Annotated in this window: 20 protein-coding genes; 8 read left to right on the top strand and 12 right to left on the bottom strand. The window is 67.1% G+C overall.

Going from position 1 to position 25,257, the window contains the following annotated elements; genetic code table 11:
- Positions 1–450: 450 nt before the first annotated feature.
- The 4 genes from QXZ94_RS10185 to QXZ94_RS10170 are packed head-to-tail and all read right to left on the bottom strand — an operon-like array spanning position 451 to position 4,311.
- Entirely contained in the window at positions 451–885 is a 435-nt protein-coding gene (locus tag QXZ94_RS10185; protein WP_172108503.1) for a GlcG/HbpS family heme-binding protein, read from the bottom strand.
- A gap of 37 nt (positions 886–922) precedes the next feature.
- The gene (locus QXZ94_RS10180) at positions 923–1,582 is read right to left on the bottom strand and encodes a glutathione S-transferase family protein (RefSeq protein WP_315720299.1); all 660 of its coding nucleotides are present in this window, start codon (positions 1,580–1,582) and stop codon (positions 923–925) included.
- Positions 1,583–1,640: 58 nt separating this feature from the next.
- Positions 1,641–3,110 carry a carotenoid oxygenase family protein gene (locus tag QXZ94_RS10175; RefSeq protein ID WP_315720298.1) on the bottom strand — a complete coding sequence of 490 codons (1,470 nt, stop codon included), beginning with the start codon at positions 3,108–3,110 and terminating at the stop codon, positions 1,641–1,643.
- Positions 3,111–3,150: 40 nt separating this feature from the next.
- Complete coding sequence (locus tag QXZ94_RS10170) at positions 3,151–4,311, bottom strand: MFS transporter (protein ID WP_315720297.1); 1,161 nt, start codon at positions 4,309–4,311, stop codon at positions 3,151–3,153.
- Positions 4,312–4,487: 176 nt separating this feature from the next.
- Between QXZ94_RS10170 and QXZ94_RS10165 the strand changes: the two genes are divergently transcribed.
- Together QXZ94_RS10165 and QXZ94_RS10160 are read left to right on the top strand one after the other, a co-directional pair.
- A complete protein-coding gene (locus QXZ94_RS10165) occupies positions 4,488–5,408 on the top strand; it encodes a LysR family transcriptional regulator (RefSeq protein WP_315720296.1) in 921 nt (306 codons plus the stop codon).
- 119 nt (positions 5,409–5,527) lie between these two features.
- Positions 5,528–6,790 carry a LysM peptidoglycan-binding domain-containing protein gene (locus tag QXZ94_RS10160; RefSeq protein WP_315720295.1) on the top strand — a complete coding sequence of 421 codons (1,263 nt, stop codon included), beginning with the start codon at positions 5,528–5,530 and terminating at the stop codon, positions 6,788–6,790.
- Between the two features lie 33 nt (positions 6,791–6,823).
- Here the strand turns inward: QXZ94_RS10160 and QXZ94_RS10155 are convergent, their stop codons facing one another.
- Positions 6,824–7,060 carry a hypothetical protein gene (locus QXZ94_RS10155; protein ID WP_315720294.1) on the bottom strand — a complete coding sequence of 79 codons (237 nt, stop codon included), beginning with the start codon at positions 7,058–7,060 and terminating at the stop codon, positions 6,824–6,826.
- A 202-nt stretch (positions 7,061–7,262) separates the two neighbouring features.
- On the opposite strand from QXZ94_RS10155, the gene QXZ94_RS10150 reads away from it, so the two are divergent.
- A complete protein-coding gene (locus tag QXZ94_RS10150; protein ID WP_315720293.1) occupies positions 7,263–8,426 on the top strand; it encodes a trans-sulfuration enzyme family protein in 1,164 nt (387 codons plus the stop codon).
- A 268-nt stretch (positions 8,427–8,694) separates the two neighbouring features.
- Here the strand turns inward: QXZ94_RS10150 and QXZ94_RS10145 are convergent, their stop codons facing one another.
- Positions 8,695–10,065 (bottom strand): peptidoglycan DD-metalloendopeptidase family protein, encoded by a 1,371-nt coding sequence (locus tag QXZ94_RS10145; RefSeq protein ID WP_315720292.1) that lies wholly within the window; start codon positions 10,063–10,065, stop codon positions 8,695–8,697.
- 106 nt (positions 10,066–10,171) lie between these two features.
- Complete coding sequence (locus tag QXZ94_RS10140) at positions 10,172–10,873, bottom strand: peroxiredoxin (protein ID WP_315720291.1); 702 nt, start codon at positions 10,871–10,873, stop codon at positions 10,172–10,174.
- Between the two features lie 502 nt (positions 10,874–11,375).
- Between QXZ94_RS10140 and QXZ94_RS10135 the strand changes: the two genes are divergently transcribed.
- Complete coding sequence (locus QXZ94_RS10135) at positions 11,376–15,071, top strand: DUF3971 domain-containing protein (RefSeq protein ID WP_315720290.1); 3,696 nt, start codon at positions 11,376–11,378, stop codon at positions 15,069–15,071.
- A 52-nt stretch (positions 15,072–15,123) separates the two neighbouring features.
- On the opposite strand, the gene QXZ94_RS10130 is transcribed toward QXZ94_RS10135, so the two are convergent.
- The 3 genes from QXZ94_RS10130 to tyrS form a co-directional block, all read right to left on the bottom strand.
- On the bottom strand, positions 15,124–16,821 hold the full coding sequence (locus QXZ94_RS10130) for a methyl-accepting chemotaxis protein (RefSeq protein WP_315726187.1): 1,698 nt from the start codon (positions 16,819–16,821) through the stop codon (positions 15,124–15,126).
- 136 nt (positions 16,822–16,957) lie between these two features.
- The gene (locus QXZ94_RS10125) at positions 16,958–18,220 is read right to left on the bottom strand and encodes an MFS transporter (RefSeq protein WP_315720289.1); all 1,263 of its coding nucleotides are present in this window, start codon (positions 18,218–18,220) and stop codon (positions 16,958–16,960) included.
- Positions 18,221–18,276: 56 nt separating this feature from the next.
- Complete coding sequence (gene tyrS / locus QXZ94_RS10120) at positions 18,277–19,530, bottom strand: tyrosine--tRNA ligase (RefSeq protein ID WP_315720288.1); 1,254 nt, start codon at positions 19,528–19,530, stop codon at positions 18,277–18,279.
- Positions 19,531–19,726: 196 nt separating this feature from the next.
- Here tyrS and QXZ94_RS10115 point away from each other — a divergent pair, with 196 nt between their 5' ends.
- Entirely contained in the window at positions 19,727–20,830 is a 1,104-nt protein-coding gene (locus QXZ94_RS10115; protein ID WP_315720287.1) for an anhydro-N-acetylmuramic acid kinase, read from the top strand.
- Positions 20,831–20,911: 81 nt separating this feature from the next.
- A complete protein-coding gene (locus tag QXZ94_RS10110) occupies positions 20,912–21,589 on the top strand; it encodes a glutathione S-transferase family protein (RefSeq protein WP_315720286.1) in 678 nt (225 codons plus the stop codon).
- A gap of 30 nt (positions 21,590–21,619) precedes the next feature.
- Here the strand turns inward: QXZ94_RS10110 and QXZ94_RS10105 are convergent, their stop codons facing one another.
- Positions 21,620–22,147, bottom strand: coding sequence for a flavin reductase family protein (locus QXZ94_RS10105; RefSeq protein WP_315720285.1), 528 nt, complete (start codon positions 22,145–22,147; stop codon positions 21,620–21,622).
- A 21-nt stretch (positions 22,148–22,168) separates the two neighbouring features.
- Positions 22,169–23,416, bottom strand: a complete 1,248-nt coding sequence (gene styA, locus QXZ94_RS10100; RefSeq protein WP_315720284.1) for a styrene monooxygenase subunit StyA — start codon at positions 23,414–23,416, stop codon at positions 22,169–22,171.
- A gap of 97 nt (positions 23,417–23,513) precedes the next feature.
- Between styA and QXZ94_RS10095 the strand changes: the two genes are divergently transcribed.
- Both QXZ94_RS10095 and QXZ94_RS10090 read left to right on the top strand, forming a co-directional pair.
- Positions 23,514–24,419 (top strand): LysR family transcriptional regulator, encoded by a 906-nt coding sequence (locus QXZ94_RS10095; protein WP_315720283.1) that lies wholly within the window; start codon positions 23,514–23,516, stop codon positions 24,417–24,419.
- A gap of 95 nt (positions 24,420–24,514) precedes the next feature.
- Entirely contained in the window at positions 24,515–25,255 is a 741-nt protein-coding gene (locus tag QXZ94_RS10090) for a metallophosphoesterase family protein (protein WP_315720282.1), read from the top strand.
- Positions 25,256–25,257: the final 2 nt, after the last annotated feature.

Genomic DNA, 25,257 nt, shown 5'->3' with positions numbered 1-25,257 from the left:
GAGGGTGCAGGGAATGCCGGGTGAAGGCCTCACCCATGGCCCGCCTGCGAAAAAAATGCAGGCGGCAGGAACCACAGGTTTAGCCGAGCACTCCGGCATTCCCTGCGCGATGGCTTTACGGTTTATACGCGATCTCCCCGGGGACCGGGCTTTCTTGCCCCCGTCATCAGCGCGATGCATCTTGCACCGACGCCGACTTGGCCTCAGCTTCGGGAGGTCAGGACCACGCGACTTCACCGTACGCGCCAGCGCTGCCCGTCGTGCATCGCCACCGCGTCCACCGCATCCCGCCTCAACGTCCGTGACGACGCGTACGCCCCTCGCAACGAGGCGGGACGGGCGGATCATACATACTTTCTGAAAAAAAGAAATAGAAATCTTTGCCGTCGGCTCTTGGCTCTCGGGATGTTTCTGCCGAGCAGGGCTCGTTGGTTGCGTGAATGTTTTAGCTCAGGCCTGGCTTGTCTCGTCCGTCTGGAAGCCCGCCGCGACGATGCCGGCGATCGCGCAAGCCTCATCATTGTCACCGAGGTCGCCCGAGATGCCGACCGCGCCGAGCACCTCACGGTGCCGGCCGCGCACGAGAACGCCGCCGGGCGATGCGACGAGACGGCCGCCGCTGGTCGCTGAGAGCATCGTGAAGAAGGTCGGCAGAGTGCCGGCGCGGCGGCTCAGCTCGCGTGAGCCGAAGCCCATGCCGAGCGAGCCCCAGGCCTTGCCGAAGGCGATGTCGAAGCGGATGATGCCCGCGCCGTCCTCCCGCTGGTAGGCGATGAGGTGTCCGCCGGGATCAAGCACCGCCACTGCGAGCGGCGCAAGATTTCGCGCCCGCCCTTCGTGCAGCGCTGCATCGATGATGGTCACGGCGTCGTCGCGTTTCAGCATGAGTTCGGCATCCTTCAGGACAGAGCGGGCGTAGCTCTCATACGAACATGGCGAGCATGCCGAGGTCGGTCTCCGGCCGCGGCACCCGAAAGCTGATCGTCTTCCAATCTGCGGCGGCGGGACGCTCCAGGCAGCTTCCGAGCCATTCGTCGAGACGGGGCCACTCCGACAGATCGAGGGAGCCGAGCCGCGCCAATGTCAAGACCGCAGCGACGTTCAGATCGGCAACCGTGAAGCGGTCGCCGAGCAGGTAGGCATGCTCGGACAGATGACGATCGAGAACGCTGAATGGACGGCTGAGCTTGGTCAGCGCCACCTTGAGCTCGCTCGGATTACGCTTGTCCGCATCGAACAGGATGCTGTTCGCCGCGGCGAGCAGAAGCGGCTTCTCGATCTCGGTCACGACCCAGAAACTCCATTGCGTGACGAGGGCCTCCTCCACGAGCGTGGCCGGCGAGAGGTCGCTCGGATGGCGACGCGCCAGATGCAGATTGATTGCAAGCGATTCGAACAGGCAGACCTCATCGGAGACGAAGGCAGGCACCCGCCCGTTGGGATTGATCTTCAGGAAGTCGGGCTTATGGGTGCTGCCATCGGTGAAGTTGGTCGCCACATGTTCGAATGACAGATTCAATTCCTTGAGCATCCACGCACAGCGATGCGCGCGCGAGTGCAGTGAACCGTACAGGCGGCTCATGGGTGTCCTCCGGTTGTTGGCCTTATACGAGGCGTGATGGCGTCGGATGGGCGCTGGACTAAAGGACGTCCGCATTGACCCAGATGCCGTGGAAGCCCTCGTGGACACGGCACGGGAAGCGGATCGTGGCGACCGGTCCTGCAGACAGATTGCGGGCGTCGAGGATGACGAGATCGGTGCGGTTCTCGGCCCGTCGCCCGACGATGCTCAGCAGCCAGCCGTCGCCCTCGGGTGCATCGGCGGTGCGCGGCACGAAGCAGGGCTCCTCCGGCGAGCTGTCGGGGCCGGCGTAGTAGAAGTCCAGCTTGCCGGTCTCCTCGTCGAAATGTCCAAGGCAGGTGAAGGGCGGCCCCTTGGGGCCGAACGGCAGCATCGGGCCGAGCTTGGGATTGTTGGTGCCAAACCAGAAGTGCCTGACACGGCTCATGGCGAAGCGTTGGTCGATGACCGGCATTTCGCCGATGTGGCCGATGAAGCGCTTGATCTCGATCGCGGCGTCCGGGCTGGACAGATCGATCGTCCAGCGCTCGCCGAAGGGGGGCAGCTCCCGGGCCTCGGGATTGTGGATGTCGGGAAACTGGCTGAGCCAGCCGGATTCCGTGACGAACTGGTCGAGCACGAGGCGGTGGCCGTCCTCCCAGGCGTTGAAGGTGTGCGTCTGCATCGCGAGCTTCGGCGCCGTGAACCAGCGGATGCCCGCGACGCCCTGCCTGCGCGGGATCACAGCCACATGGGTCTGCTTGCGGCTGTCCCAATGCCAATAGGGCTCGCCCTTCTTGACGCGGTCCCAATCGCAGACCATCGGGCAGATCACGAAGGCGATGAAGTTGCGCGACACCAGAAAGTCGTGGACCATCGAGCAATAGGGGGCGGTGAAACGCTCGTTGCGGGTGAACTCGCCGTCCGGGGCGATGGTGTAGAGCTCGATGTCGTTGCTGGCAGTGCCCTCGCAATTATAGGCGAAGGCGATGCACTCGCCGGTCAGCGGATCCATCTTCGGATGGGCGGTGAAGGTCCGGCTCGCGAGCTGGCCGCCGAAATCGGTCTCGCCGCGGGTCTCCAGCGTGACCGGATCGAGCTCATAGGGGCGGCCGGATTCCTTCAGCGCGTAGAGCTTGCCGTGATGCCACATCACCGAGGTGTTGGCGGTGTTGGCATCCTCGCCGGCGACCTCAGGAGAGTCGGTGAACGGATTGCGGTAGGCGCCGAACAATGCCTTGCGTGCCTGCCGCTCGACCGTGAACTTGCGGGTGCGGACGTAGCGCATCGAGAGATCGGCGTGGCCGTTCTGGATGCGGACCATGTGCACCATGCCATCGCCGTTGAGGAAGATGTCTTTGCCGAGCAAGGGCGGATAGGCGTGGTCGGCGCTGTTGCGATAGTAGGCGCCTTCGAGCCCGGGCGGGATGCGGCCGATCACCTCGAGATCGTGCACCTCGCCCTCGATCCGCACGGGAGCGGCGTAGCCCGAGAAGACGATGTCCTGCGGAAACTGCAGGCCGCCCGTGCTGGTCACATGTTTGTTCATTGGAAGCACTCTCCTCGACAATGGGACGTTGGCGCCAGGCTCACGCCGAGCGCAGGATTTGAGACGATGCAGCGGTACGCACCCTGAAGGTCAGCATCAGGACAATGGCGAGCCCGGAGATGATCACGGCCGTGTAGCTCAGGCCGCCATAGCCCGAGGTCTCCACGATTGCGCCGGCAACGGCAGGCCCGGCGGCCGAGCCGATCATCATCATCGCCGGAGTCGCCGCGACTGCGCGCCGGCTCGGGTCGATCTGCGACAGCAGGCCGAACAGGAAGGTGTGCGTGAAGATCACGACCGAGACGTAGGGGATCGCGAAGGCTGCGAAGGCCGCAAAGCCCGTGGCGTTGACGATGACCAGCGCCAGAACCGCCTGCACCAGGGGACCGGCGATGCCGACGGCGACGGGCGACAGCCGCCTCTGCGTCAGCGCGGCAAGCGCTCCCGGGACGAGGTTGACGAGACCCACGGCGACCAGGACCGTCGTGACATCGGCATGCGAGAAGCCCTTGTGATCGCCGATGCGCTCCAGGAAGGAAAACACCAGCGACTGGTTGAACGCGAGGCAGATCACGGCGGCGATGATCAGCCACGTCGGTCTCGGGACGGCCTGCGACGCGGCGCTGCCGCTCGCGCCGGCGCCGAGGGCGCGCGGGAAGCTGGTCGAAGCCGCCAGGGCCGCAAGGCTCATGCTGCCGGCGAACACGGCGAACAGCAGCCTCGGACTGACCGAATGGACCAGGGCCGGCACCACCGCGAAAAAGCCGACGCTGAACACGGCAAGGGCGACGTTGGCGAGGCCGAACAGGCGGTGCGGATTCTCCGTCCGGCCGATCGTGCCGTGCGTCATCGACAGGGCCGCTCCCGCCGCAAGCCCGGCAATGCCGTGAATGACCGGAAGCATCGCGAACGGCACCGCTTCGACGGGCCGGCTCGCGAGATAGCCGAACGCTGCTGCTGCCACGACGAAACCGGCGACGACGACCGTCCGCGGGTCGAGCCGGGTCAGCAGCCGCGCGGTCACGAGGCTCGCGAGCACGATGCCCGCCAGGAAGCTCGTGACGGTCGCACCGGCCTGGGCCGGTGACAGACCATAGAATGCGATGAACGTTCCGACCCAGACCGGCAATGCCACCAGGTCCAGCATTCCGGCCACGTGGCAGATGCCGAGTACGGCTCCGCCAGAGCTCCAACGGCCCATGTTTCCCTCCCCGTTTCCGGACCGGTCGCGGGCTCCATGGCCCAGGGCTTCTTGCCCTTGCCGACGCTGATCCGACGTCACGCTACGCCGGAGCGGTGTTTCGCCAAAATCGATTGTAATGTGTCTGGGCATCGATAGGATCGATACATGATGGGGGAATGGGAGGATTTGCGCCGATGCGGCTGGACAGGTTCGACCTCAATCTGCTTGTCGCGCTCGATGTGTTGCTCGACGAGCGCAACGTCACGCGCGCCGCAGACCGCTTGCGTCTCGGCCAGTCGGCGACCAGCGCGGCGCTCGCGCGACTGCGCGAATTCTTCGCCGACGAGTTGCTCACGCCGGTGGGGCGCCAGTTCGAACTGACTCCGCTCGCCCAGGCGCTGGTCGAGCCGGTCAAGGACACGCTCATTCGCGCACGGGCCGCGATCAGCACGAAGCCGGATTTCGATCCCGCGAAGGTCAATCGCACCTTCAGGATCTGCGCCTCCGACTATGTGACGTATGCCCTGGTGTCCCGCGTCGCGATCGAGCTGGCGCGACGGGCCGCCGGCTTCCAGCTCGAGATCTCGCATCTGCCCAAGCATGTGGAGCAGGTGTTTCAGCTCGGCGACATCGATCTGATGATTCTGCCTGAGCTCTATGCGTCGCGTATTCCGCATCCGCAGATGCACCTGCTCTCGGACGACCACGTCTGCCTGATGGATCAGGCGCGAAAGCTGAGGCGCGGCAGGCTGACCGAAGACGACTACTTCGCAGCCGGCCACGTCGGCGTCCGTCTCGGCGAGCCTGGGACGCATTCCTTCGAAGAACTCTTCTTCCCGCGCGCGGGCCGGCAGCGCAACGTGGCCTCCACCGTCGACTCGTTCTGCGTGCTCCCCAAGATGCTGTGCGGAACCGACCGGATCGCGACGGTGCATCGGCTGCTCGCGCAGGACCTGGCGCGGCACTATGCGGTCAAGTACGTCGATTTCCCGTTCGAGATTCCGAAACTGAAGGAGTCGATGATCTGGCCCTCGTTTCGCGACCAGGATCCCAGCCACCGCTTCCTGCGCGGCGTGTTCGAAGAATGCGCGAGGCAGATCGCGGCTGATCGCTGATCTCGGCCCGCGGCGGCCCGCGATGGCTTTTTGGCCCGCATGATGGTATGAGGCGGATCGAGATTCCTGCCGACGGAGCCGTGGTCTCCGTGTTCGCCATGAACGGGACCGATCGATCGATGAGCACCGCAAGCGGCCGGCGACTGATCTGGGCGGGAGGCGCCGTTGCGGCGCTCGCGCTTGCGGCATTTGGCGTCGTCGTTGCGCCGCGCTTCGGTCACGACCTCTCGATCTTTCCGCGTGAGTGGACGTCCGCTGGCGACAATGGCGCTGCGGCCCCGCGCGCGGCGCCGGTGCCGCAGCGTGCCGCGGCGCCGGAGCAGGGCGCAGCGACAGAGAAGGGGGCAGCGACGGAGAAGGGCGGCGCGAGCCAGGCCGCCACGGCGCTCGCGACCGCGCAGCAGCAGGCGAGCGGGCTGGCTGCGCTGCTGGCGCCGGTCGCGCCGCCGGCGGCCGAGAGCGATGCGCCGTCATTCGACGTGGTCAGCGTGGAGCCCACAGGCGAGACTGTGGTCGCCGGCCGCGCCGCGCCGGGCGCCACCGTCGAGCTGTTGCGCAATGGCGAGCCGCATGCCCGGGCGGTCGCCGACCGCGCGGGGCAGTTCTCGATGGTGCCGCCACCGCTGCGCGCCGGGACATTCGAGCTGACGCTGCGGGCCAGGCTGCCCGATGGCCGGGAGATGTCGTCCAAGCAGAGCGTGGCCGTGGTGGTGGAGGCCGGCAAGCGGCCGCCCACGGTCGCGGTGGTCGCGCCGGACCAGCCGACGCGCGTGTTGTCGAAGCCGGCAGCCTCGGCGCCGCTCGCCGTGGCGGTCGAGGCCGTCGATTTCGAGCCGAACGGCAACCTGCGCGTCAGCGGCCTCGCCCGGCCCGGGGCGACCGTGCGGATCTATCTCAACGACCGCCTCGTCAGCACGGCGACCGCCACGGCCGACGGGCGTGTCGCCGCGGTGATCAAGGATGCCTCCAAGGATGCCTCTTGGGCCGGCAAGGACCGGCTGCGGCTCGACGAGGTGGACGCCAAGACGGGCGCCGTTCAGGCGCGCGCGGAGGTGCCGTTGAACGTGCCGGAGACGCTGACCACGGCCGCGCTGCCTGCGGCCGCCGGCCAGGGGCAGGCAAACGGCGGCGCATCGGCCGCGCGCACGCAGCTTGCGGCGGCGTCGCCGGCCGACCTCAAGGACATGGCGTCCTCACCCGGCCGCGGCGGCGGCGCCAGGACGATCACCGTCTCGCGCGGCGACAGCCTGTGGCACATCAGCCGCCGTCTCCTCGGCGAGGGCACGCGCTACGCCGTCATCTACCGCGCCAACCGCGAGCAGATCCGCCGTCCGGATCTGATCTATCCGGGGCAGGTGTTCGTGCTGCCGGCGAAACGCTGACCGGCGAGTTGCCGCGCGCGGAGGCGCAGAGGGCTATGCGAGCATGTCGCCCGCCAGCTCCCCCAGCCGCTCGACGCTGCGCTCGATCCGCGCATCCCAGTCATGGCTGCAGCTCAGCCGCAGGCAGTTGCGATAACCATCGCTGGCGGTGAACAGCCCGCCCGGCACGAAGCAGATGCGCTCGCGGATGGCCAGCGCGTAGAGTGCGTCGGCGTCGAAGCCCGCCGGCAGCTCCAGCCACAGCACGAAGCCGCCTTTGGGGTCGGTCATCCGCGTCGAGCGGCACAGGATGATGTCGGCCTTCGCGCTGATGGCGGCGAACGGGCGTGGACGGTGCTCGCCAAAACTGATGTCGCCGTAGATGTCGTCCTCGATCAGCAGGGCTGATACCGGTCCGGTCCTGAGACGTTATGAGCGCGCCGCTCGCGCGGTTGCGCTACCATGGCCGCACGCGTTGTCACACGAGGTTTCCATGCACGATCTCACCCGCTGCGTTCAGCATCCCGCCGTGTCCCAGGACGGCTTCAAGTCGCTGGCGGTCCCGACCTATCGCGCCTCGACGATCGTCTATGATGATCCCCGGGATTTCGCGCGGCGCGCCGAGCGTGGACTCGACGGCTACACCTACGGCCTGCACGGCACGCCGACGACGCGCACTCTGGAGGCGCAGCTCACGGCGCTGCATGGCGGCGCGCGCACCATGCTGGTGCCGTCGGGGCAGGCCGCGGTCGCGATCACGATGCTCGCGGTGCTCAAGCCCGGCGACAAGGTGCTGATCCCCGATCACGTCTATCCTCCGGTGCGCAGCCTGTGCGCCGGCTATCTCGCGCAGCGCGGCATCGCGTATCAGGTCTACGATCCGCTCATCGGCGGCGGCGTCGCCGATCTGATCGACGCCAGCACCAAGCTCATCTGGCTGGAGTCGCCGGGCTCGGGCACGATGGAGGTGCAGGACGTGCCGGCGATCGCGCGCGCGGCGCAGGCGAGGGGCGTGCTCGCGGGGTGCGACAACACCTGGGCGAGCCCGCTGCTGTTCAAGCCGCTGGCGCATGGCGTCGACGTCGCGGTGGAGGCGCTGACGAAGTATGTCGGAGGCCATTCCGACCTCCTGCTCGGCTCGATCACGGTGAAGGACCTCGGCCTGCGCAAGGCGGTCAAGGACGTGCTCGGCGTGCTCGGCATCGGCGTGTCGCCGGACGAGGCGGCGCTGGCGCTGCGCGGCATCGAGACGATGGGCGTGCGCATGGCGCACAGCGGCCGCGTCGCGCGCGACTTCGCCCAGCGGCTGCAGGACGTGCCGGCGGTTGCGCGCGTGCTGCATCCGGCGCTGCCGTCCTGTCCCGGTCAAGAGGTGTTTCTGCGCGACTTCAAGGGCGCGAGCGCGGTGTTCAGCCTCGTCATCAAGCCGGAGTTCACCGCGCGGATCACTCCGGCGCTCGGGCATCTCAGCCTGTTCGCCATCGGCGCCTCCTGGGGCGGCACCCACAGCCTGATCGCGCCGATGGATGTCGCGGCGGATCGCACCGTGCGGCCGTGGGATGAGGCGGAGGGCTTGGTGAGGCTTAGCATTGGCCTGGAAGAGCCGGGCGAGCTGTGGGACGACCTGACGCGCTTCCTGCATGCGCTGGTGGCGTGAGGCGATCGACACGGCGGGCGATCTGCGAGCGTGACGATTGATCTCTCTGCCCGTCATTCCGGGGCGCGCGTAGCGCGAGCCCGGAATCCATACTCACAGGCCGCCATTGTTGAGCGAGATGACTGAGCATCCATCGCTGTCTATCATTCCCATTCGTGGTTATGGATTCCGGGCTCGTGCTGCGCACGCCCCGGAATGACAGGGGAGAGATTTTGGGCTCAAGGTGCAGTGTTTCGCTGATGGGCGAAGCCCAACTCAGCAACGCCTGCTAGCCCGCGCTCAGCCGGACACCCGCGCGCAAAAATTTCTGCGGGTCGACGGCTTCGCCGTCGATGCGGGTTTCGTAGTGCAGGTGCGGGCCGGTGGAGCGGCCGGTCGAGCCGACCTCGCCGATGATGTCGCCGATCTTCACCTGCTGGCCGATCTTGACGTTGATCTCGGAGAGATGGCCGTAGCGCGTGGACAGGCCGTTGCCGTGGTCGACCTCGACCATGCGGCCATAGCCGCCGGCCCAGCCGGCGTTGACCACCTTGCCGTTGGCGGTGACACGGACGGGATCGCCAGTCGCGGCGCGGAAGTCGAGGCCGGTGTGCATTGCGGGGCGGCCGAGGAACGGATCGGAGCGCACGCCGAAACCCGAGGTGAACTCGACCTCGCCGATGACCGGCTTGCGATACGGCACCAGCGCCAGCGTGCGGTTCATCTTCTCGACCTGCGCGCGGGTGATGCTGATGCGGTAGAGCTGGCGCTCGAACGGGCCGGACTCGGCGCCGAGCTTGACCGGCACGAACGGGCCGCCCATGCCGCCCTTCGGCGCGGCCGCTTCGAGATGGCCCATGTCGAGGCCGAGATCGGTGATCACGCCGCGCATCCGGCGCAGCTTCGATTCCAGCGTCTCCTCGGCGGAGGACAGCATCGCGATCTGGCGCGCCTCGACCTGGTCGAGCGAGCGGGTCAGCCGCGTCAGCACGTTGTCGACGCCGGCGAGCTTGGTGGCCTGGCTCGGCTGCACATTGGCCATCACCGGGCTGCGCGATTCCAGCCGCGCCTCGCGGTCCGGCGGCGCAGTGAAGATCACGGTGTCGCTGATCGGCGACGGTTTGGGCGTCGACGGCGCCGATGGCGGCTCGATCGCGACCGGCGCCCGCGCCGGCGCGCGGATCGAGCCGGTGATGTCGGGCATGCTGCCGAGCGCGGTGGCGCGGCCCTCCAGCGCGGTCTGGCGCTTGAGGATCTGGTCGAGCTTCTGGTCGAACTGCTCCTGGTCGAGCAACTGGCGGCTGGTGGCGCGGTCGACCTTCGCACGCAGCTCGGCAATGCGGTCCTCATAGGCGTATTGCATCTCGGCCTGGCGCGCGATCAGGCGCGTCAGCACGTCGTCGCGAAACGCGAAATAGGTGGCTGTCGCGGCCGACCACGCGCCGAGCAGGCTGACGGTGCCGACCACGATCCAGAATACGACCGGGCCGATGCGCACCTGCTTGCCGGCATGCACCAGCGTGTAGTCGCTCTGCGAGGCGGCCGATGCCGCAGCGGGTGCCGGATGGCTGGCCGCAGCGCGCCGATGGGAATGGGCGTGCCCGCGGTCATGAGGATGGTGCTGGGGATATTCGGCGTGATGGCCGGAACGATGCGACATCGGCACTCCCGCGCCGGCTGGAGCTCGTTACGTCCAGCGGCGTCATTTACGGGAGGGATTTGACCCCTGCATGGTTAATTTTCCCCCAACGCCCCATCGCGTGTTTCTACAGGTCGCGCACGGCTGCCAGCACCGCGTCGGCATGGCCATCGACCTTGACGTTGCGCCACACCTTGGCGACGCGGCCGTCGGCGCCGATCAGCACCGTGCTTCGGATGATGCCGAGAAACTTGCGGCCATACAGCGACTTCTCGCCCCAGGCGCCGTAGGCCTCGAGCATCGCGTGCGTCTCGTCCGAGATCAGCGGCACGGCGAGGTCGTGCTTGTCGCGGAAATTGTCCTGCGCCTTGACCGAATCGGCGGACACGCCGAGCACGGCGGTGCCGGCGGCGGCGAAATCCTTCGACAGTCGCGTGAAGTCGATCGCCTCCTTGGTGCAGCCGGGCGTGTTGGCCTTGGGATAGAAGAACAGCACGAGCTTCTTGCCCGCGAAGTCGGCGAGCGAAGCGGTTCCTCCGCCGTCGCGGGGCAGCTTGAAGGCAGGGGCCTTGGCACCTTCGGCAAGCCCGGTTCCAGCCGAAGCGGGTGCGACGGGCTTGGCGGCTTTGGCCTTTACGGGAGCCGATTTGGCGGCCACGGACTTGCCGGCGGCGTTTCCGGCCTTCGCGGTGGTCTTCTTCGCGGTCTTGGTCGTTGCCGGCTTGGAGGTCTTTTTGGCGGCCGTCTTGGCAGCGGCGGCGGCCCGGTTCCCGGGCGTTGCCCCGTAGGACGCCGGGTTAGAGGATTTCTTCCGTGATTCCTTTGACATACGCCTTCCTTTCGTCGCTTTCGGCGGCTCAAGAATGAAACTATCTCGGTTCTTGTCCGGTGTCCCGGGATCGATCTTGCATCCGTGCTTCGGCGAACGGGGGGTGACGCCTCTTGCGACGCGCTGGACATCACGGGTACCAGCATGCGTGAGTACCAAAGCAATGACGACTCTCGTACCGTCCCCGGATCAGGCCTCCCCGCCACAAATTTCGCGTCGCCGTGGCGAGGCACAGGTGGAGCGGCACGAGCGGGTGGGCAAACCTGACGGCGGCGGGTTATAGTGACGGGGATGTTGCGCTTCGTCCGGCCCGCGTGGCGGACGTAACGACAGCAGGCGACTCGGGAGCGCCCGTTGAGCGTGACGGGGATCGACGGGAAGCGGCCATGCCGACGAGCGAGGGGCGCGCCCCGTGAACGGTCGGGGCACCATCGGCGACCAATCTGGCCGAAGCCAGATTGTCACCACCATATCGGACACCAGGGGCCAGCACCGAGAGGCAATGGCAAGACAGACATCACCCCACCGGCCCCATCTGCAAGCGGACACCCAGGGCCAACAGTGGGATGACGCCGACTGGGACGTGACCGGCCAGTTCGAAGATGCAGCGGAGCACGACGAGGCCGCCGGGCAGCGGGCGCGCCGCCTGCTGTCGCGTGCCGATTCGGGCCGCTCGGACGAGTCCAGTCCGCGGCGCCGGCCGGGCGGCCGGCTGTTGCGGCGCTGCGTGGTCTCGCTGGTGGTCCTTCTCCTGATTCTGGGCGTCGGCTTCGGCGGGCTGTGGCTGCGGCTCGGTGTCGGGCCGATCAGCCTCGATCTGGCGACGCCGTGGCTTGCAGCCGCGATCGAGGACAATATCGGCCACGGCAATACGGTCGAGGTCGGCGGCACGCAGATCGAGCGCGCCGGCCGGATCCGGATTGCGGTCCGGATCCGCGACATCGTCGTGCGTGATCAGGATCGCGCCGTCGTCGCCAGCGCGCCCAAGGCTGAAGTGCGGCTGTCGGGTGCAGCGCTCCTGATGGGCCAGCTGCGCGCCGAGAGCCTCAAGCTGGTCGACGCCGAGCTCGCGATCCGCATCACCCCTGACGGCACCGTGACCGTTTCGACCGGCGAGACCAGCAAGCCGCTGGCCACCGGCGTCGCCTCCAAGCGCGATGCCGGGCTGCCGCCGACCTTCCCGCGGCCGGGACAGTCCGCCGGACCGGCGTCCGGCACACCCCAAGCCTCCCAGCCGCAGGCAGCAAACCCGCCGGCTGCATCCGGGACGGCCGTGGCGCCGCCGCCGCAGAACGGGCTGCTCGCCGGGCTCGACTGGCTCGACAGCCTGAGCCTGACCGGGCTCGACGGTCAGAACCTGAACGAGATTGGCCTGAAGAACGGCGTGCTGGTCGTCGACGACCAGCAGCGCGGCAATAAATGGACGTTCGAGAACATCAGTCTCAGCTTGCGCCGTCCCTCGGGCGGCGGCGTCGCGCTCAGCCTCGGCGAGGAGGGCGCCAAGCCCTGGCTGCTGCGCGTCCTGGTCGGGCCGCCGGCCAACGGCGTGCGCACCATCGACATCAAGGCCGACAAGGTCTCTACCAGCAACATCCTGCTGGCGCTCAGGCTGAAGGATCTGACCTATATGGCGGACCTGCCGCTCACCGGTGAGATCAAGGGCGAGCTGGGCCGCGACGGATTGCCGACCTATATGCGCGGCAAGCTCAACATCGGCGCCGGTAACATCATCGACACCGACACGCCTGACTATCCGATGGCGATCGACTCCGCCGAGATCAACATGGAGTGGGACGCCAGCCGTCGCGCACTGGTGGCGCCGTTCAAGGTGATCTCGGGCGCCAACCGTATCACGCTCAACGCCCATCTGGAGCCGCCGAACGACGGCGTCAACGACTGGCGGCTCGGCCTCAGCGGCGGCACGATCCTGCTCGGAGCCATCGCCAACGATCCGCCGCTGATCTTCAACCGCATCTCGATCAACGTCCGCTTCGACACCGAAGGCAAGCGCGTGCTGCTGACGCAGGCCGAGATCTCCAATGGCGAGATCGGCGTCGCCGGCACCGGCAGCGTCGACTATGCCGGCGAGCCGCGGCTGAAGCTCGGCTTCGCGACCACGCCGATGCCGGTGCTCGCCATGAAGCGGATCTGGCCGGCTCTGATCGTGCCGGAGGTGCGCGCCTGGATCATCGAACGCATCGATCGCGGCTCGGTGCAGCGCATGGACATCGCGGTCAACTCGCCGACCCGCAACCTGCCGCGCAAGGGGCCGCCGATTCCCGATGACGGCCTCGACGTCAACATCGTGGCCAACAACGTGACGGTTCATCCCGTCGACGGCCTGCCGTCGGTGCGCGATGCCGACATGAAGGCGCATGTGACCGGGCGCACCGCGACGGTGACGTTGGGACAGGGCGTTGCCGATACGCCGGCAGGCCGCAAGCTCAACTTCTCCGACGTCGTGTTCGAGGTGCCGGACATGGCGCCGAAGCCGTCGCCGTCGCGGGTGCGGATGCGGGTCGACGGCCCGGTCGCCGCCGCCGCCGAGATTCTCGCGTCCGATCGGCTGAGCGACCTCTCCTCGATGCCGATCGACCCCAACCAGACCAAGGGCACGTTCCAGGCCAGCGTCAATCTCGCGATGCCGGTCAAGGGCGAGCTCACCAAGGCCGACACCAGCTACACGGTGACGGCCGATCTCAACGGTTTTGCCGCCGACAAACTGGTGATGAACCAGAAGCTCGAGGCCAATACGCTCAAGATCGTCGCCAACACGGCCGGCTATCAGGTCAAGGGCGACGTCAAGATCAACGGCCAGCCGGCGACCCTCGACTATCGCAAGCCGACCGAAGGCGATGCCGACATCAGGATGCAGGCGATCCTCGACGATGCCAGCCGGGCGCGACTCGGCATGGACCTGGGCACCGCGATCACCGGCAACGTCCCGCTGAAGCTCAACGGCAAGATCGCCGGCGCCAGCGATCGTGACAGCCGGATCGGCGTCGAAGCCGATCTGACGCAGCTGAAACTCGACAATCTGCTGCCGGGCTGGGTGAAGAACCCCGGCAAATCGGGCAAGGCGACCTTCCTCGTGGTGGCGAAGCCGCAATCGACTCGCTTCGAGGACATCAACATCGAAGGCGGCGGCGTCTCGATCAAGGGCTCGCTGGAGGTCGACCAGAACGGCGACCTGATGAATGCGAACTTCCCGACGTATTCGCCGTCGGAAGGCGACAAGACCCAGCTCAAGGCCGAGCGCGGCCAGGACGGCGTGCTGAAGCTGTCGATGCGGGGCGATGTGTTCGACGGCCGCGGCTTCCTGAAGTCGGCGATCTCGGGCACCAACAAGGACGCCGACAAGAACAAGGCGCGCTCCAATCTCGATTTCGACGCCGAGGTCAAGCTCGGCGCTGTCGCCGGCTTCAATGGCGAGGCGCTGCGCAGCGTCGACGTCAAGCTCTCCAGGCGCGGCGGCGCCTTCAAGAGCTTCAATCTGAGCGGCAAGGTCGGCCGCGATACGCCCGTGACCGCCGACATCCGTGTCGGTCGCGAGGCGCCCAGCGCCGATCCGCGCGCCCGCCGTCAGGGCCGCGAGGTGATCTATCTCGTGACCAACGATGCCGGCGCGCTGCTGCGCTTCGCCGATACCTATTCGAAGATGGCGGGCGGCGAATTGGAGCTGGCGATGGAGCCGCCGACCGCCGACACCAGCCCCAAGGAAGGGCTGGCGATCGTTCGCAACTTCACCGTCAGGGGTGAGCAGGCGCTGGACCGCGCCGCGTCCGGTGCCGCGCCGCAAGCCTCGCAAGGCATCGCCTTCACGATGCTGCGCGCCGAGTTCACCCGGCAGAACGGGCTGCTCTCGATCCGCGACGGCGTGGTGAAGGGGCCGACGCTCGGCCTGACCATCGAAGGCAGCATCGACTACAACGTCAACCAGGTCCGCGCATCCGGCACGATCGTGCCGCTCTATGGCCTGAACAACATGTTCAACCAGATCCCGATTGTCGGCCTGTTCCTCGGCGGCAGCAATGAAGGCCTGTTCGGCGTCACCTACGAGGTCGTGGGAACGCCGAGTCAGCCGGTGGTGCGCATCAACCCGATCTCGGCGATGCTGCCGGGCGTGACGCGCAAGATCATGGACTTCAACACCGGCAAGCAGCAGTACCCGCCGGGCGAGCTGCCGCCGAACAATTGAGGCGCGCAGGCCATCGGAGTTCGGCGACGCTCACTCGAGCAAATCGAAGCAATCAGGCCGCTCTGACGCCCGCAAGGAAGGTGTCGACCTCGCGGGAGAGTTGCTCGGCCTGCTTGGAGAGATTGCCGGCGGCGATCAGGACGTGGCCGGCGGCGCTCCCGGTCTCATGGGCCGCGGTCGAGACGCCGCCGATGTTGGCGGTGACGTCGCGGGTGGCCTGCGCCGTCTGGGTGACGTTGCGCGCGATCTCCGCGGTGGCCGTTCCCTGTTCCTCGATCGCCGATCCGATCGTGGCGGCGATCGCGGACACCTCCTCGATGGTCAGGGTGATGCCGTCGAGCGCACCGACCGCTTCCCGCGTCGCGTTCTGGATCTGGGCGATGCGGTCGCCGATCTCCTGCGTGGCCTGCGCCGTCTGGCTGGCCAGGCTCTTCACCTCCGCCGCGACCACGGCAAAGCCGCGTCCGGCTTCGCCGGCGCGGGCGGCCTCGATCGTGGCGTTGAGCGCCAGCAGGTTGGTCTGGCCGGCGATGCTCGAGATCAACTCGGCGACGTGCTCGATCTGCTTGGCGCCGTCGGCCAGGGCGCGGACGATCCCGTCGGTATGGCGCGCGCTTTCGACGGCGCGTCCGGTGACCTCGGCGGATTGGGCAACCTGACGGCTGATCTCCGTGATCGACGAGGTCAATTCCTCGGCGGCGGTGGCCACCGTCTGCACACGCGAGCTCGCCTCCGTCGCGGCGGAGCTCACGGCGGTGGCGCGCGCATTGGTGCTCTCGGCGGTGCCGGTCATCGACTTCGCCGTCGCCTCGAGCTCTCCGGCACCGGAGGCCATCAGCGCAACGAGCTGACCGACGGAGGCGTCGAAGCGGTCCGCCATCGCAACCAGCGCCGCGCGCTTTTCCGCTTCGCTGTGCTGCTTGGTGGCTGCCTGTTCCTGCTCCAGCGTGCGCGCGGTGATCGCCGTCCTGCGCAGCACCTCCAAGGTCTCGGCCATGCGACCGATCTCGTCGCCGCGCTCCGTCTCGGCCACCGGCTGCTCGAGCCGGCCGCCGGCGATGTCCTGCATCCGGTCCTTCAGCCGGTGCAGCCCGCCGACCACGTTGTGCGAGATCATGAAGGACAGGATGCCGAGCAGCACGAGCAGCGCCGCGCCGATCCCGGCGAGCCGGACCAGCAGGGCATAGACGTCCGCCTCGATGTCGTCGACATAGAGCCCGTAGCTCATGACGATGTTCCATGGCGCGAAGGCGCGGACGAAGACCACCTTCCGAAGCGGCTCGGTCTGGCCAGGCCGCGGATAGAGATAGGATGTCGTGCTGCCTTCAGGTTTCTGCTGCGCAGCCTTGATCTGCGCATCGGCGATCAGCACGCCATTGGCGTCCTTGGTGCCGAGAATCTTGCCCTCGAGCTTTTCATTGGCAGCGTTCAACAGCAGCGCCGAGTCGGCGGCGTTGTAGGCGATCGGATAGCCCTGGCCGTTGTTGAACGTCATTCGCCGCGCGAGGTAGCGGAACTTGTTCTTGGCCTCGTCAACCGATAGTTTCCCTGCCGCGACCTCGGTCTGCAGCGTCTCGGCGAGACCGTAGATGAGGTCCACCGCTGTGTGCATCTGGGTGATGCGGTCTTCCAGCATGCGCTCCCGGCTGAGCCAGCCTGCGACGGCGACGATGGCGATGACCGTCGCGATGGCCAGGATCACCATGCTTGCAAGCTTGGTGCGGAACTTCATGTGGCTGAGCAATGTCACGGCGTCCTCATCGTTCTTGTTGTCCGAACAACTACCACCAAGCTGCTTACTAATCATGAATGCGTGATCGTTCGGCGATGTCCACTATGTGGACGGACAAGCTCGTGAGGTTCCTCCGGAACGCTGCCGATTGCAGCTACGTGCGAAGTGCGGGGACGACAAGGAACGGAATCATCCCGATCACGACGCTGATCAGCGCCAAGACAATGACCGCGTCATAACCGTGCGTGAGGTCGTGGATCACGCCGCCGCTCCATGAGCCGAGCGCGGAGCCGAGTCCGCTGCCGATCGTGATGGTGCCATAGATCGTCCCCAGCCGCTTGCCGCGGAAGATCTTCATCGCCGTGGCCGACAACAGCGGCCCGCGCGAGCCGATCATGCTGCCGAAGCAGACGACGAAGCCGGTGAGCAGAAAGATGTTTGGCCAGAATTGCAGCGCCCACAGCATCAGGATGCCCGCGATCGACACCGCGTAGGAGAACAGCACCGACGGCCTGCGTCCGATCAGGCCGTCGAGCGTGGAGACGCCGAGCATGCCGAACAGCAGCACGACGCCTGAGAAGCCCCAGGCGGTCGCGGCCTGCAGCGGCGCAAAGCCGGCATCGATCAGATAGGCAACGACCTGCGGCGCGATCGCATACATGCCGACGGCGGTGAAGAAGAAGGTTGCAAACAGAGCCCAGAAGGCGTGGTGACGCAGCGCGCGTGACAAGGTCCAGACATCATCAGCGAGCTCGTCGGCCACCGACCTCGTGATGTGAGGCGCGCCGGCAGCAAACAGCCGCCATGGTAGCAGCGCCAGCGGCACCAGCAGGATGAACACGACGGCGCCGAACAGTTGATAGGCGCTGCGCCAGCCGATGGCCTCGATCAGGAGCTGTGAGCCCGGCAGCAGGATCAGCACGCCGGCGCCGGTCGCCGAATAGATCACCGCCATCGCTGTCGGCAGCTTCTTGCCGAACCAGCGCCCCAGCAGGATCGAGTTGGGCACGTTGCCGATCAGCGCGATGCCGATGCCGACGCACAGGCCGATGCTGAGCTGGAACTGCCACAGCGCCTGCGCATGCGCGGCCGCCGTGAAGGCCGCACCCAGCAGCAGCAGGCCGAGCGCAAAGACGGCGCGTGGTCCGGAATGATCGAACAGCCGCCCGATCAGCGGCGCCGCGAGGCCGCCGGCGAGCGCCGTCAGCGAATAGATCGAGACGATCTCAGAGCGGTCCCAGCCAAAACCGTCGGAGATCGGCTTGAGAAAGACGGTGAAGCTCTCGCCGAGCCCGCGCCCGAGCACGGACAGCGCAAAGCACAGGCCGAGCACGACGAACGCCATGCGCCCGGCCTTGGGCAACGGGGGCGGCGTCTCCTCAGTTTGCGCAGGCTCTGGCGGCGCGCTGATCGTCATGCCCGCCAGGGAGCGCCTTTCGGCATTCCCTGACAAGCGGGCAAAACCGAATGCGGCTATGCAGGCTTGACCAGCACGTGCCGCTTCTTGCCGAGCGACAGCTTGATCACGCCCTCGCTGGTCAGCTCAGTCGCCGTCAGCGCCATCTTCTCGTCGGTGACGGCGACGTCGTTGACGCGCAGGCCGCCGCCCTTGATCTGGCGCCGCGCCTCGCCATTGGAGGTGACGAGGCCGGCCTTGACGAAGGCGTTGAGCACGCCGAGGCCGGCGTCGAGCTCGCTCTTTGCCACCTCGACGGTCGGCAGGTTCTCGGCGATCGCGCCTTCCTCGAAGGTCCGGCGCGCGGTCTCGGCAGCGGTGCGCGCGGCTTCCTCGCCGTGCAGCAGAGTGGTTGCCGCGTCGGCCAGCGCCTTCTTGGCCTCGTTGATCTCCGCACCCTGCAGCGCGCCGAGCTTCTCGATCTCGGACAGCGGCAGCGTCGTGAACAGCTTGAGGAACTTGACGACGTCGGCGTCCTCGGTGTTGCGCCAGTACTGCCAGAAATCATACGGGCTGCACTGGTCGGCGTTGAGCCAGATCGCGCCCTGCGCGGTCTTGCCCATCTTGGCGCCGGAGGCGGTGGTGAGCAGCGGCGTGGTCAGCGCGAACAGCTGCTCGGTGCCCATGCGGCGGCCGAGCTCGACGCCGTTGACGATGTTGCCCCACTGGTCGGAGCCGCCCATCTGCAGCCGGCAGCCGGTGCGGCGGGACAGCTCGACGAAGTCGTAGGCCTGGCAGACCATGTAGTTGAACTCGATGAAGCTCATCTCCTGCTCGCGCTCGAGGCGCAGGCGCACGGAGTCCATGGTCAGCATGCGGTTGACCGAGAAGTGCCGGCCGATGTCGCGCAGCATCTCGATCCAGTTGAGCTTGGTCAGCCATTCGGCATTGTCGAGCATGATGGCGTCGGTGGAGCCATCGCCATAGCGCAGCACCTTGGCGAACACGCCGCGGATCGAGGCCTTGTTGGCCTCGATCTCCTCGACCGTGCGCATCGCCCGCGTCTCGTCCTTGCCGGAGGGGTCGCCGACCATCGTGGTGCCGCCGCCCATCAGGGTGATCGGCTTGTTCCCGGTCTGCTGCAGCCAGTACAGCATCATCATGGTCAGGAAGTTGCCGATGTGCAGCGAGCGTGCGGTGCAGTCATAGCCGACATAGGCGGTCGCCTGGCCCTTGGCGGCGAGCGCATCCAGGCCCTCGAAATCCGAGCACTGATGAATGAACCCGCGGCTCTGCAGCACGTTCAGGAAATCAGACTTGAAGCCAGTCATTGTCGGCGACTCTGAGCATTTGTTTACGGTATTGGCCGCTTGTCGCGGCCCGGCGCGGGACAGCGGCTGCCGCCGGTCCAGGCGTTGTGGCATTATAGGACGCGCCGGGCTTGTACAAGGTCATGTGCAAGGCGCCGGCGGGACCTCAAATCAGCCGCACTTCCAGGCGAGGCCAGGATTTTCGGGTTCGACTGCAATGATTCTGACCGCACTTGGCCTCATGAGTGGCACCTCGCTCGACGGGGTGGACGTGGCCATGATCGAGACCGACGGGCGGCAGATCAAGGCGCTCGGCCCGTCGGGGTACCGAGCCTACACGGCCGCCGAGCGGAGCCTGCTGCGCGAGGCGCTCGCGGATGCGGTGCAGATCGAGCGGCGCGAGGCGCGGCCCGGCCGGGTGCGTGACGCGGAGCAGGTGGTGACGGCGGCGCATGCCGAGGCGATCGCGGCCTTCCTCGCCCAGAACCGGCTGATGCCGGAGGACATCGACATCATCGGCTTTCATGGCCAGACCGTGCTGCACCGCCCCGAGCGCCGCCTGACCGTGCAGGTCGGCGACGCGGCTGCTCTCGCCAAGGCCGTCCACATCCCGGTGATGCATGATTTCCGCGCCGCGGACGTCGATTTCGGCGGGCAGGGCGCGCCGCTGGTGCCGGTCTATCACCGTGCCCTGGCGCAGTCGCTGTCCCGCCCGGGGCCGATCGCCGTCGTCAATATCGGCGGCGTCTCCAACATCACCTATATCGACGGCGACGACGTGCTGATCGCCTGCGACACCGGTCCGGGCAATGCGCTGCTCGACGACTTCATGCACCGCACGACCGGGCAGGCGTTCGACCAGGATGGCCGCGTGGCCGAGCAGGGCACCCCGGACGAGGCGTGGATTGCCAGCGCGCTGGCGCTGCCGTTCTTTGCGTTGCCGCCGCCGAAATCGCTGGACCGCAACGACTTCGCCGCCCTGCGGCTGGGCGACGCGGCGCCGGCCGACGGGGCGGCGACCTTGACCGCGTTCACAGCCGCGGCCATCGCCCGCATCGCTCCCCTGTTGCCGAAGCCACCGGCGAGCTGGATCGTCTGTGGCGGCGGCGCCCGCAACCACACCATGATGCGGATGCTGCGCCAGCGCGTGGTGCCGGCGAGCGTCGAATCGGCGGATGCGCTCGGCTGGTCGGCGGACGCGATCGAGGCCCAGGCGTTCGGTTTCCTCGCCGTGCGCGGCATGAAGGGCCTGCCGCTGAGCTATCCCACCACCACGGGCGTGCCATTCCCGATGACCGGCGGGGTGATCGCGCGGCCCTGATCGATGCATCTGCATTCACCTTGACAGCTTCATGCGTCTGCATCTAGTTTAATGCATCTGCATTAAACTGCCGAGGATGTCATGGCGCCCGTCCTGAAGCTGATCAGCCACAAGCTCTGCCCCTATGTGCAACGCGCGGTGATCGCGCTGACCGAGAAGGGCACGGAATTCGAGCGGATCGACATCGATCTCGCCGCCAAGCCCGACTGGTTCCTGAAGCTCTCGCCGCTCGGCAAGGTGCCGGTGCTGGTGGTGCCGACGCCGCAGGGCGAGGTGGCGCTGTTCGAGAGCAACGTGATCTGCGAGTACATCGAGGACACCCAGACCGGCGCCAGGCTGCATCCGGAGGACGCGCTCGCCCGCGCGCAGCACCGCGCCTGGATGGAGTTCGGATCGGCGATCCTTGGCGATCTCTGGGGCCTGGAGACGACGCAGGATGCTGCGGTGTTCGCCGCCAAGCGCGAGGCGCTGACGGCGAAGTTCGCCCGCGTCGAAGACGCGTTGGGCGAGGGGCCGTATTTCGCCGGCGCGCGTTTCAGCCTGGTCGACGCCGTGTTCGCACCGATCTTCCGCTATTTCGATGTGTTCGATGCCTATGGCGATCTCGGCATCTTTGCTTCGACGCCCAAGAGTCGTGCGTGGCGCGGTCAGCTCGCGCGGCGCCCGAGTGTGAGGACCGCGGTCAGCGCCGATTATCCGGATCTGCTTCGCGCGTTCCTTGCGCGGCATGATGCACATCTGTTGAAGCAGGCGGCGTAGCCGCTCCGCCGTGCGGCAAGGGCGCGGCGCTCAAAGCGTCCATCCCTCCGCCGGATAGGCCAGTGCTTCGCTTGCTCCGATCTCCGCACCCAGTCCGTTGCGGAAGCAGCTGGCGTAGAAGGCCAGCGGCAGGCCGTCCTGGTGCCGGCACCAGCGCACTTCGCCGATGAACAGAGTGTGGTCGGCGATCTCGACGGCATTGACCACCTCGCAGCCGAATTGCGCGATGGCCTGCGGCAGCAGGAAGAAACCGCCGCGTTCATCCAAGGCGGGCGCGCCTTGTGCCAGTGGCGCCCCTGCGAAATGCCGGCCTATCGCGACATCACTTGCCGCGAGCACGTTGACCGCGTAGCGGCCGGACGTGCTCACCGCCTGCCAGGTGCGGCCGCGCTTCAGCGACACCAGCACCGTCGGCGGTTGCATCGAGACGGTGGTGAAGCTGTTGGCGGTCATGCCGACCGGCGCACCGTCGGGATCGCTGCTCGTCACGACGGTCACTCCGGTGGAGAAGCGCGAGGCGGCTGCGCGAAAACTGGCGGGGTCGGCATGATGGCTCATGTCAGCTGCTCCGCTGCGATGTCACGCTGCGAGCGGCGTTCGCTCGTCGATCCAGGCATGAATGCGCCGGTCGCTGGCGAGCCGGTCCCATTGCCGCTCCGGATAGTTGAAATTGTCGGTGAACTCGTCGCAGAGCGCGCGGTTCTGCGCCATCGTGAAGATCAGCCGGCCCATCGCCTCCGACGGCGGCTGCAGCATCAGGTTGGTCCAGCGCGCCGCGGCGAGCACCCGGTTCTCGCGGGCGCGATCGACCGTCTCGACGAAGCGGTCGTCGAACGCGACGGCGTCGACGATCGCCTTGCCGAGCTCGAACGCCGCATAGGAGGCCATGTTGGCGCCCTGGCCCATCATCGGATCGACCACCGAATGCACGTCGCCGAGCGCGAGCGCGATCTTGCCGTCGTCGAAGCTGACCGAGGAGCGCCGCACCGTCGGCACCACGGCGCCCTGCAACAGGTCGAGCGGCTGCAGATCGAAGCGGTGCGTGTCGATCTTGTTGTAGGTGTGCGGATGGTGCTTCTCGAGCTTGTCCAGCATCGTCTGCCGGAACGCTGTGGGATCGGAATCGTAGTTGAGCGACACGAGATCGGCCATGTCGCCGCCGGGAATGTTCTCCATCAGCAGCGCCGTCTTCATGCCGCCGAATGTCAGCGTCGGGATCACGATCATCTCGCCATGTCCCGGCGAAACCGACAGCGTCACGCCGCGCGGATCGTCGCCATCGGGGCTGCCGTGATCGACGCCGTCATAGAGGCCGACGCAGAGCAGGCGTTGCGGCTGGTTGTAGGGCGACAGCTCCGGCCGGTGGCTGAACATCCGCCCGAGCGCACCCTTGCCGGTCGACACCACCAGCAGATCGAACCGTGCCACCAGCGCCGGAATGTCGTCGTCCTGGATGCTGGCATATTCGATGGAGCCGCCGCGATCCTCGAAATCCTTCATCAGCGCCGGCAAATAGATCCGGTAGTCGACCGCGCGGCTCGGCTGCTTGAACGCGCCGCGAAAGAGCAGGGGGCTGCCCGGGAAATTGAAGAAGTGATCGTGGTGGTGATAGACGAATTCGGGATCGTCCCAATGGTTGACGCCGAGCTCGTTCTCGCGCGCCACCGTGATGCCGTGGTGCGCCACGGTGTTCATCAGTCGCGTTGCAGCATACTGCTCCGGCTCGCGGTCGGTCAGGACGGTGGCCCGGATGCCGTGCTTCTGCAGATAGAGCGCGAGATGCAGTCCGCCGATGCCGGCGCCGACGATGCCAATCGACTTCTCCATGGGTCTCCCTCCGTTTGATTTTTTTGAGAGGCTAGACCAGTCCTCCCGATCACGTATACGGAATGGCAAGAATAAAACTCATTCCGGGGAGGAATGGATGGACCGGATCGACGCGCTGCAGACCTTCATCCGGGTCATGGAGGCCGGCAGCTTCACCCAGGCCGCCGCCGATCTCGGCCTGGGGCAGCCCGCGATCACCAAGCGCATCGCGCTCCTGGAGGAGCAATTCGGCTGCCGGCTGTTCGTCCGCACCACGCGCAAGCTGCGTCCCACGCCCGATGCCGATCGGGTGCTGAAGCTCGCCAAGGACATCGTCACCTTGTTCGAGAGCGCCGGCGTGCCGTCGCCGAGACGGGTCGGGGCGCCCTCCGGCACGTTGCGGATGACGGTGCCGACCTCGTTCGGCCGCTATTTCTTCGCCGACATCTTCGCCGAATACGGCCGCCGCTATCCCGAGGTGCGGCTCGACATCCGCTTCACCGAGCAGTTCGTCGACCTCGTCGAAACCGGCACCGAGCTCGCCATCCGCATCGGCGTGCTCTCATCCAGCTCGCTGGTCGCGCGCCGCGTCGGCACCGTGAAGCGGCTGCTGGTCGCGGCGCCGGCGCTGCTGACCAGACACCGTGCGCCGCGCCTGCCCAACGATCTGCGCCAGCTGCCCTGCGTGACCTATTCGCGGCTGTCGCCGAAGAACGAATGGAGCTTCGAGTCCGAGACCGGCCGCCACGTCGTCGGAATCACGCCCTCGCTCACCTGCGACGACGCCGACATCATGACGCTGGCCGCGCTCGAAGGCCTCGGCGCCGCCGTGCTGCCCGACTGGTGCGCGGTGGCTCACATTGCATCCGGCAAACTCATCCATCTGCTGCCCGACTACGACGTCCCCTCGCTGCCGCTGCACGTCGTCTATCCCGACCCGCAATGGATGTCCCATCGGGCGCGATTGTTTCGTGATCTGATCATCGAGCGTGCCGATGTGTTCGCGATCGGCGCAATGCAGTGAGGGATTGACCCATCTATCAAGAAAGCAGCAATGACGAGGATGCTAAAGTTCGCTGCTGACGAACCGTTCAAACTGCGTGACGAAGGAGACGATCGATGCGGCTGGCTGTGATATCCGATGTGCACGGCAATCTGCCGGCGCTGGAGGCGGTGCTCGCGGATATCGGGACGCGCGGCGTCGATGCCACCGTCAATCTCGGCGACTGCGTCACCAGCCCGCTGTGGCCGCGCGAGACGTTCGAGCTGCTGCAGTCGCTGGCCCTTCCCACCGTGCGCGGCAATCACGACCGCTGGATCGAGGAATTTTCCGACCAGAAGCTGTCTCCCGCCGGCCGCTTCGCGCGCGCCGCGCTGACCGCCGAGCAGCGCCGTATGCTGCACGCGCTGCCGCCGCGGCTCGCGCTGGAGCAGGGCATCCTTGCAGTGCACGGCACACCCGACAATGACAGCGCGCTGCTGCTTGAGGAGGTGCTCGATGACGGCCGCTACGTCGCGGCACGCCGCGACGTGCTGGCCGCGCGCCTCGTCGACCTCGGCGGCGCCACGCTCGTGCTGTGCGGCCACAGCCACCGCCAGGCGATGGTGCAGGTGCCGCGCGGGCCTCTTGTCGTCAATCCCGGCAGCGTCGGCTGTCCCGTGTTCGGCGACATCCCGATCGCGGCGCAACTCGAATATCGCTCCCCGCATGCGCGCTACGCCGTGCTGACCGAGCGTCGCGGCCATTGGCAGGCCGAGCTGCTGGCGCTCGCCTATGACTGGGATCACGCCGCCGCGCGCGCTACGCAGAACGGCTTTCCGAACTGGGCCGGCGCCTACGCCTCCGGCGCGGTGATCTGACC

It is taken from the genome of Bradyrhizobium sp. SZCCHNS2022, assembly GCF_032377575.1.
GTDB lineage: Bacteria > Pseudomonadota > Alphaproteobacteria > Rhizobiales > Xanthobacteraceae > Bradyrhizobium > Bradyrhizobium aeschynomenes.
This window is presented reverse-complemented; position numbering and strand designations above follow the sequence as displayed.